At 47.7% G+C, this 415-nt stretch carries 1 protein-coding gene; it reads left to right on the top strand.

Annotated features, from left to right (window positions below):
- On the top strand, nucleotides 1-415 hold a 415-nt coding region (locus POF52_RS31050), incomplete at both ends, for a tandem-95 repeat protein (RefSeq protein ID WP_271998208.1).

Here is a 415-nt window from a genome sequence, read left to right as displayed (position 1 = left end):
TAATGGAACCTTTAGCTATCAGCCAAATCTTAATTTTAACGGAACCGATCAATTTACGGTGCTGGTATCAGATGGTCAGGGAGGAACAGCCGTTTCCACCGTAACCATCAATGTCATACCAGTAAATGACCCGCCGATTACGTCCAATGTCAGCTTTACCATTGCCGAAGATAGCACGTTAATTAATCAAATTGTGGCGGTAGATCCAGATGGAGATCCATTAACCTTTAGCCTGCAAGCTGCACCTGGCAACGGAGTAGCCGTAGTGAATGCCGACGGAACCTTTAGCTACCAGCCGAATTTAAATTTTAACGGAACCGATCAGTTTACCGTGCTGGTATCAGACGGTCAGGGAGGAACAGCCGTTTCCACGGTGACGGTGATTGTCACGCCGGTGAATGATGCACCAACGGTG

It is taken from the genome of Priestia sp. AB, from assembly GCF_028369225.1.
Classification (GTDB): Bacteria; Bacillota; Bacilli; order Bacillales; family Bacillaceae_H; genus Priestia; species Priestia megaterium.
The sequence above is the reverse complement of the archived record's forward strand: the minus strand, read 5'-3'. Positions and strand labels throughout refer to the sequence as shown.